The organism is Sulfurovum sp. (assembly GCF_041562805.1).
GTDB lineage: Bacteria > Campylobacterota > Campylobacteria > Campylobacterales > Sulfurovaceae > Sulfurovum.
Window position 1 is genome coordinate 1 of sequence record NZ_JBFFOH010000116.1, and the last position, 7,928, is coordinate 7,928.

At 40.6% G+C, this 7,928-nt stretch carries 14 protein-coding genes; 13 read left to right on the plus strand and 1 reads right to left on the minus strand.

Annotated features, from left to right (window positions below; genetic code table 11):
* Nucleotides 1-3 precede the first annotated feature (3 nt).
* A complete protein-coding gene (locus ABYK33_RS11615; RefSeq protein ID WP_373033391.1) occupies nucleotides 4-1,248 on the minus strand; it encodes a hypothetical protein in 1,245 nt (414 codons plus the stop codon).
* Nucleotides 1,249-1,558: 310 nt separating this feature from the next.
* Here ABYK33_RS11615 and ABYK33_RS11620 point away from each other — a divergent pair, with 310 nt between their 5' ends.
* From ABYK33_RS11620 to ABYK33_RS11680, 13 genes are all read left to right on the plus strand, one after another.
* Nucleotides 1,559-1,891, plus strand: a complete 333-nt coding sequence (locus tag ABYK33_RS11620; RefSeq protein ID WP_373033392.1) for a hypothetical protein — start codon at nucleotides 1,559-1,561, stop codon at nucleotides 1,889-1,891.
* Nucleotides 1,892-2,042: 151 nt separating this feature from the next.
* A complete protein-coding gene (locus ABYK33_RS11625; RefSeq protein WP_373033393.1) occupies nucleotides 2,043-2,360 on the plus strand; it encodes a hypothetical protein in 318 nt (105 codons plus the stop codon).
* A 193-nt stretch (nucleotides 2,361-2,553) separates the two neighbouring features.
* Nucleotides 2,554-2,820, plus strand: coding sequence for a hypothetical protein (locus ABYK33_RS11630; RefSeq protein ID WP_373033394.1), 267 nt, complete (start codon nucleotides 2,554-2,556; stop codon nucleotides 2,818-2,820).
* Nucleotides 2,807-3,046, plus strand: coding sequence for a hypothetical protein (locus ABYK33_RS11635; RefSeq protein ID WP_373033395.1), 240 nt, complete (start codon nucleotides 2,807-2,809; stop codon nucleotides 3,044-3,046). Before ABYK33_RS11630 ends, ABYK33_RS11635 begins: the two co-directional genes overlap by 14 nt.
* A gap of 2 nt (nucleotides 3,047-3,048) precedes the next feature.
* Entirely contained in the window at nucleotides 3,049-3,585 is a 537-nt protein-coding gene (locus ABYK33_RS11640) for a hypothetical protein (RefSeq protein WP_373033396.1), read from the plus strand.
* The gene (locus ABYK33_RS11645; RefSeq protein ID WP_373033397.1) at nucleotides 3,582-3,986 is read left to right on the plus strand and encodes a hypothetical protein; all 405 of its coding nucleotides are present in this window, start codon (nucleotides 3,582-3,584) and stop codon (nucleotides 3,984-3,986) included. Before ABYK33_RS11640 ends, ABYK33_RS11645 begins: the two co-directional genes overlap by 4 nt.
* Nucleotides 3,987-3,997: 11 nt before the next feature.
* A complete protein-coding gene (locus tag ABYK33_RS11650) occupies nucleotides 3,998-4,186 on the plus strand; it encodes a hypothetical protein (RefSeq protein WP_373033398.1) in 189 nt (62 codons plus the stop codon).
* Nucleotides 4,187-4,195: 9 nt separating this feature from the next.
* Nucleotides 4,196-4,546, plus strand: coding sequence for a hypothetical protein (locus ABYK33_RS11655; RefSeq protein WP_373033399.1), 351 nt, complete (start codon nucleotides 4,196-4,198; stop codon nucleotides 4,544-4,546).
* A 10-nt stretch (nucleotides 4,547-4,556) separates the two neighbouring features.
* Nucleotides 4,557-5,009, plus strand: a complete 453-nt coding sequence (locus ABYK33_RS11660) for a hypothetical protein (protein ID WP_373033400.1) — start codon at nucleotides 4,557-4,559, stop codon at nucleotides 5,007-5,009.
* A 194-nt stretch (nucleotides 5,010-5,203) separates the two neighbouring features.
* A complete protein-coding gene (locus ABYK33_RS11665; RefSeq protein ID WP_373033401.1) occupies nucleotides 5,204-5,530 on the plus strand; it encodes a hypothetical protein in 327 nt (108 codons plus the stop codon).
* A 28-nt stretch (nucleotides 5,531-5,558) separates the two neighbouring features.
* A complete protein-coding gene (locus ABYK33_RS11670; RefSeq protein WP_373033402.1) occupies nucleotides 5,559-6,377 on the plus strand; it encodes a PhoH family protein in 819 nt (272 codons plus the stop codon).
* A gap of 9 nt (nucleotides 6,378-6,386) precedes the next feature.
* Entirely contained in the window at nucleotides 6,387-7,262 is an 876-nt protein-coding gene (locus tag ABYK33_RS11675) for a hypothetical protein (RefSeq protein ID WP_373033404.1), read from the plus strand.
* Nucleotides 7,249-7,928: ATP-dependent Clp protease proteolytic subunit (locus ABYK33_RS11680; protein ID WP_373033406.1), on the plus strand; the 680-nt coding region annotated here is incomplete at its 3' end. The genes ABYK33_RS11675 and ABYK33_RS11680, both read left to right, overlap by 14 nt.

The following is a 7,928-nucleotide window of genomic DNA, read 5'->3' on the forward strand; positions in this document are numbered from 1 at the left end:
TCTTCATACACAAATCTTCTCCTCATTTACAAGACCATTAATTTTCCATTTAACGCCAACAGGGACAACGCCATTGGTTTCAAAACGCTTCCTGAAACAGTCCCCCATAGTATCACACAACAAATCCATATGCTCCATCTTCACCACAAAGCTATCATGAACAGGTAGGCAAGGAATACCATTCTCAAGCATTACTTCTAAGATGTCACTGGCTAAGTGGCTGTCTGCGTTCTGCAAAATACGACCAAAACTAGATTCTTCACAGAATAGGTGGCTGAATGTTGGGTATGCGCGGTAGATCAGGGCCATTACAGACTTTGCATTGCCAAGGGTATACTTACTCTTTTCTTCTTTTGGTAGTAGATTGATTTCTTTTTGGATGGCTCCTTGCGCCTTCTCATCATTATAGCAATTAAACATCATGTTCACCGCTAGCTTCACAATGCCACGGTCCACCTTATTTGTTTCATCATCTAGAATGCCTGAATACACATCAAGAGGGATGTCCTCACTATCCAAGTCCTCAAGGGCTGCTGCTATACGGAAGTGTAGGTTTGAATAATCCACTTCACAAACAGAAGACCCATCCATTGTAATATCTAGGCGTGCATTATCATCTTTATTCTTAATAGCCAGTACATCTGCACGGTAAAACCTACCACCATAATCAAACGATTCATTGAAGATTCGGCAATAGATGTTGGAGAGCAATTTATCATTCCCGTCTTTCACTACACAGACTTCATTCATTTTATTAAGGCTACGAACAACCTCTGCCATCCTACTGATGTGCTCTGAATTTCGATATGGAATCGTGTTCTTGTTTGTATCCCGCAATTCAATCACCTCACATTGATCTAAATAATCCAATTCTGCTTGCATATAGATTTCACTAACCTGCCACTCAGACAAGAATCTATCGGTAGGCTCAACCCAGCTCATTCGTCTGTTTTCCACAACCATGCTGGCCTTACCTTTGTGGTTTATAATATAACCCTCTTTCTCTAGGAAGTCAACAGCTTTTATTATCCTGTACGGAGTCATTCCTTTCTTTGAGACACCAGACGTATAATTCTTGTTTCTGCTATAAAGGAGGACAGAGCCTTTCCTAATGCAAGCTAGAAGGTTGTAGATGATACAGCCAACAGATTCAGTATCTGTGAAGCTGTACCAACGAACCTTATTACTCACCACCTTCCTAACCTTTATATCATAGGTTAGTAGCTTAGTATTCTTAACCTTATCCACGTACCACCCTACATCCCATATCCCTCTCCTATCATATAAGGTAAAATAGACATACAAATCTGTCTGTAGCCTTAGTGCCACTAGGTGTTGAGGGTAAATTCCCAACTCCAATATTAGTATAAATCCCTAGCTCCCTATATGGGAAACAAACGGTAAATATACACATGCCACCTATACTACACCCACATCCACACCTTGTCAACACCTCTTGTATCCCAAGAGCCACATAAAATAATTCACAACAGACCTTGCATTCCCTCAGAAAATGAGTTAACATAGGTCTTGTAATTAACTAATGAGGAGAGGGAAGATGGAAGACTTCAAAAATCATAAAGGTTATATGGGATTCGTTACTCCTGAGGATGACAGATGGGAGAAAGACATCCAACACTGGAAAGAAACAGGGGTGGCATACAGTGAATCTTGGAATATGGATAAAGTTATCTTAAAATTGATAGCAATTCGTTTAGCATGTTATGACGGGAAAGACATAAACTGTGCATGCCTTGGTGAGGTCGAGAGGCAGGAGATTAGTAATATTGCAAAAGTGTTTGATGAAGCTTCTGAAGATTACACGGGTAAGGTGGAATATAGCAAGGAGTGGAATAGGCTTGGAGAGCTGCTTGGGGGACTTTGGAATTGATAGAACCAATTTATCCAAACACATCTTGGGTCGGCTTCATCAATTATTTGAAAGAAAAGCTTGACCGCGACATGACTGTAGTAGAAACTAAGGACGCTATGAAATATTACATTCAGGGTGTACCTGTTGAGAAATATTGGGAGGGATTGAAATGAAAGTGATTACTAGAGAAGGTCGGGCTGCTAATGCAGCTTCAGAATGGAAGCAGACGTACTTCCGCAACTGGGAGTGGCAGTATGGAAATGATAAGGAAGTCATTTACTACAAGCTTGTAGCATTGGGTTGTCACCCAAATTATAAAGATGTTGATGAAGCAATTGGAAATACTTCTTGGACTAACACATATTGTAATGAATGTAATGAGAGTGTATTGAAAGTGATACAGCTTGGTGAAGAACCTGATTATGAATCTTCCACAGCACGTATTTGCAAACCTTGTCTACTAAAAGCAATGGAGGAAATGAAATGATCACACTATACACCCTACTAGCTGTCTTATACGTCACCTGTGGAGTAGGTTTCTATAGGCTTTATAGCCGTGAAAAAGCGATTAAAGAGTGCTACCTTGACCACCCTACCACTACGATGCTAGCGCTTGTTTTATGTAGCTGTTTGTGGGTGTTAGTGGTAACATTTAGTCACCTTATGTGGTGCTTTAAGAAATGATAAACATATTCAAGTCTTGGAATAAGAAAGCGCCAATAGAAGTTGTTTTATGTGAATCTGTACAACCGTCTGATATTGTGATAGATGCTATTCTAAATGAAACGTTCTACGGGTCTGTACCTTACCAATGGGTGAATTGGGCAGCAGATGTTATAGGTATGTCAGAAAAATATTGTATTTACCACCCAATGACAATACAATCAATGTGGGTTCTGTACGAAGGTTGTAGAAAATACAAGGAGAAGCTAAATGACCCCAGCTAATATACAGAAACTAAAACTCCTAGACCCTAAAGGTAAATCAGGGACAATTCAGTCAGTAGTGCTAAGAAATGACTTGCATTCACAATCATATGAGAATACACTGTATTGGTTGTTGAAAGTGACTCTCCTTGAGAAAGAAGCTTTAGAGAAGGAGAACAAGAAATATGTACGGGAATTGAAAAAGCATTCACTTTACACGAATGAGTTAATTTTACAGGAGGAGTAGATATGAAAGATATTGATTGGAGTGAAGCTCCTGATGGTACTACACATTTCTGGCCGGGACTATTTCTATTAGATGGATGGTACAAAGTCTTGGAAGGTGATGTATGGGTTTATGATAACGGTTGGGTAAAATCAAGGGTGGTGCTGTCAGACATCAACACTGATTATCTTATCAAACGTCCTGAGTCATGGGGTGGGGAGACTCATCCACCAGTTGGTACTGTTTGTGAAGTACGTCTCACATGTAGTGATTTGTGGGGTAAAGCCAGGATTAAATATATTACCAAGACGACTTGTGTATTTGTGTATGTTTTTGAGGATGACCCTGATGAATTAGAGGAATATTCAGTAGCCACTTGTTACCTAAAATTCCGCCCAATCAAAACACCAGAACAACTTGCACTAGAAGAACGAGAGAAAATTACCGATGAGATGTACGGTTTTACCAGAGTCAAGATGATCCCAGCTGAGGTTGATATCCAACGAGAAGTGTGTGATGATCTGTATACAGCAGGCTACCGACTAACAGGAGAGAAGTGATGATGATTCAGGATCATACAGTAAAAGAAAACATTGGAGATTGGCTGTCACCAGAAATCCTTGAAAGAGTAGAGGTTAAATACCTTGACACAACCTGTATTGAGCTTGGTACAGGGACAGTTGAAACCAAGCATTATCCGATTACGGTCACTGGTGTGAACAGCTACAACGACATTGTTCTTACGATCAAAGAAACAAAGGGCTTGTTTAAAGCCCATCTAAATGAGGTTGTGGCAGATTTTCTTAAAGAGAATGAGTCCGGTACTCTGTATTTTAGTCCAGCTAATAAGTTCTCTACATCCAATAAACCTGCTGAGATTTTCTATGTGTTTGTGTATGGAGAAGATTTAGGTGGTCTTGGGGTAGAAATTCAATTTGAAAGTAACTTTATAATCTTATGAGGAGTAAATAAATGAAGACAGTGATTGCGTGGGTTGAATATACAGCTCCAAATATGCCAAGTATATGCACTTGTGAGTACGCTACTTACGGTAAAGATCCCACAGACTATCCTACAGTTAAAGAGTTTCTAGATGCCTTGAAGAATCTTGGTCGGACAACTGGATATCATCTTGAAATTAAAAATGTTGTTACTGGCTAAGGAGTAATAATGAACATTGCAACTAAAACATTTAAAGACTTTGTAATTGCACTAAAGCAAGCTTCAACTAAAGGGTTTAATAAGCCTGTACAAATCAACTATCAATATGGCTATTTCCTAGCTGAGCTTCAAGAAGGTGAAGCTGTAGATTATAAGGAGAAGCTGAATAAGCTTTCTGGTGATGAAACAGATCACTTGTTTGATGTTATGAATGGTTTGCTTGAGTGGAATGGTGATAACACCACTACTAAAGTAATTGTTGACAAGCCTGTTGAGAAAGAGGATATTGTAATTGAAAGGGAGAAACCTGCGGTTTCAGCCCCAACAAAACCAAAACGTAATTCGCGTAAGAAAGTTTAAGGAGAGGTAAATGCAACTAGAAATCTTTGAAAGTAATCCTAACATTTTCCTGCTACGATTTATTGAAGCAGTGAAACAAGGTTATCGTCTACAGAATACAAATGAAGGTACAGTGATTGAAGGGAACTACTTCTCTGTAATGCTTTATCAATGTGAATATGAAATTCCTAGTGTTCCTGTTGGCAAGCAAATGATTGAAGAGTATGATCGTATGGAGTTCTGGAAGAAAGTACAGGATCATGTATTAAATAATGCTATTATTGATGTAGAAAGCTTGCACTATAACCTAATGGGTGCTAAACTAGTATCATGTGTTGTAAGACCATCTGATGCTTATACTAAGGAGGAGCTTTCAAACCTAGAGTGGGAAGTAGTTAAGGAATTGGGTAAGAAATATGATTGCTTCAACCGTCAGCGTAAGGTGATGGAGAGTTCACTGGTTAGGATTTTTGAGGAGGTGTGATTTGAGAGGTTATTCAATTAAAGAGTTTGTTGGTGACGTATCTATTGAATGGGTGTATGATTCTGATACTAACAGTGTATCCTTCACGGAGAGCATTGGTGATGTGTCGACTACAACTAACTTAGGTAGGTTTGGTATGACTCCAAAAGTTTACCTAGCTTTCAGGGAACTACTAGAACAGGGGAAGCTGTAGTATGGAAATGATTTTGAAGTTTAGTAAGTGCGATGGTGAAATGGCACCTGCAATCTGTCGTGCTATGGGAGAGTTAGGTGGCAAATCCACTGTCAGTATAAACGGTGTTGAGCAGGAGTTCCAGACTGTGCAAATTGACAGCCGCCCCGTATCAGGATCACGGGATTATCACAAGGAGCAATATCTAGGTTATCAGTATGAATATGCTGTTACACTACAATCCGTAGAGAAATCTAAACAAGAGTTAGATGCTGAAGACGCAGTAAAGAAGGCTAAGACTTCCCTTGAAGCTGCTGAAGCAGTATTACAAAGTGTAAAGGGTGTTTAATTTTATAAACTAGAAAGAGGGACATATTATGGGTGCTGCCAGCCGTTCATTTGTAGTTGCTGTTGATGGTGGGGAAGTTGAAGTACCCCGCAAACGAGTTCGTAAAAATAAGGCGGGAAAACCTACTGTGAATCATAAATTCGACAACGAGAAAGATAATAACTCAATGCCATTCCAGCCTATCGGTGATGCCCAGATTCTTGGTGCTCGGTATCTGGAGGAGGGTCGCAAAATCGTATGCTTGCAAGGGCCAGCAGGTGGTGGTAAAAGTATTCTTGCTGCATGGCACGCTGCGAACTTGCTGAAGTCAAAGCAGATTGATAAGCTATATCTTGTACGACCTTATGAGTCTTGTGGGCGAACCATCGGAGCTGTTCCGGGGACTGAAAAAGAGAAATTGGCTGTAATTTTCACCAGTATCCTTGAGCACCTTAAAAAGTTCCTTGGTAAAACACAGCTTGCCTATATGTTAGAAAAGAATGTGGTGGAGTTCAAGAGTGTCGAATGGATGCGTGGCTACTCTTTTGAAGACGGGTGTTTTGTTTTGTGTGAAGAGAGTCAAGGTTTTGATACTGACCTGATGCAAATGTTGACTACACGCATTGGTGATGGCGCCCAACTTTGCTTAACGGGCGATGAACGCCAGAAGGATATTCGGAAGGTTACTGGTCTGAGCTATCTAAACGAGATGTTGGAAAACATAACTAAGAATCCACCAGAGTATCTTGATAAAGAGGATATAGATCAGTTGGTGAATAACATTGGTTTCGTAAACTTCACATTTGAGGATAGCGGACGGCGGAGTAAGTTGACCAAAGCCCTTGTTAAAATGTTTTATCATGAGTGAGGGAATATTTTGGAGAAATCTGCAGATATTATAGGTAAACGTTTTGGGGAGGTTACTGTCCTCTCAGTTGCCGAGCCTACACTTATAGGCAAGAAGGAAACACCCAGAAAAAGAGTGAACGTGGAGTGCTCATGTGGGAAGCTTTATATAGTATCTGTACGATCACTGCATGAACACTCTAGTTGTGGTTGTGTAAAACCTTCTTTACGAGAAAAACGGGAATTGGTTGGGATGGTTTTCGGTAGGTGGAAAGTGGTAGCGGAGTCAAAATATAAGGCTAAGAATGGTTCTTATAAAGTCGATGTAGTGTGTTCTTGTGGGACTAGGGCAACTGTGGAGAGGGGTAACCTTTTGAAGGGTAACTCTAAATCATGTGGTTGCCTCCAGAGGGAGTTACTTGCCGAGTCCACAAGAACACATGGACTTAGTGACACACCTTCTTATGTGTCATGGAGTGGACTGCTGTATAGATGTAACAACAGCTTGAAAAATTATGAAGATGTTTGCGTTTGTGATAGGTGGAACCCTGTCAAAGGGGGTTCTTTTGAGAACTTCTACGAGGACATGGGTGACCCTCCACAAGAAAAAGGGTTTTCTATAAATAGAATACGAGGTGCAAAGGAGTACAGTAAAGAAAATTGTGAGTGGGCGGACAGAAGCCTTCAAGGCTACGATCAGAAGTTAAGTGAGAGGAATAAAACTGGTCGGTGTGGAGTACACGTGACAAGGGAGGGTAAGTATAGAGCAAAGATTACAAAAGACCTTGATCACATAATTTTAGGGGATTTTGAATCTTTTGAAGAGGCAGTAAGGGTACGAGAAGAAGCCGAACTTAAATACTATGGATTTACTAAGACTGAGGAGAAATCATATGAATCACGATAATTTAATGCTACTACCAAAACAGAGCCGTATTTCCACAGATGTACAGACTCAATCATTCCATACCCACATTATTAAAGTGTGGGAGGATATTGGAGAGCCTATGGATTGGGCCGATGAGCTGGATTTGATTAACTCATCCTCAGAGAACGACACAATTGTTCTGGACATTTGCTCAGATGGTGGTTATCTAGATACTGCCATGCTCTTCAATCGAGCGTTGCGATCAACCGCCGCACACACTGTAGCTATCATTGGGCCATCGGCTGCTTCGGCTGCCAGCGTCTTTGCACTTTCTTGCAAGGAGTGGGTACTGGATGAAACGTCTAGTCTTATGGCACATACAAGTTCATACAAAATTGGAGGTAAGGACACAGATATCCTAGAACACGCTAACTTCTCCCGCAAACAGCTTCGTAATCTGTATGAGAGTGTGTATACTGGCTTCCTTTCGGATGATGAAATAGAAGATGTTATTAAAGGAACTCCATTCTACTTTGATGCACAGCAGCTTGCAGATCGTCTTGACCGGCTGACTGAGTATCGTGAAAGCTTACCACAAGGCTGTGGTGATCCATCATGCACTGATTGCTCAGAACCAGAAGAACTTCAATCACGTACACTAGAGGAAATCATCAAAGAAGCTGTAGCAGAAGCATTGGAGAGTAA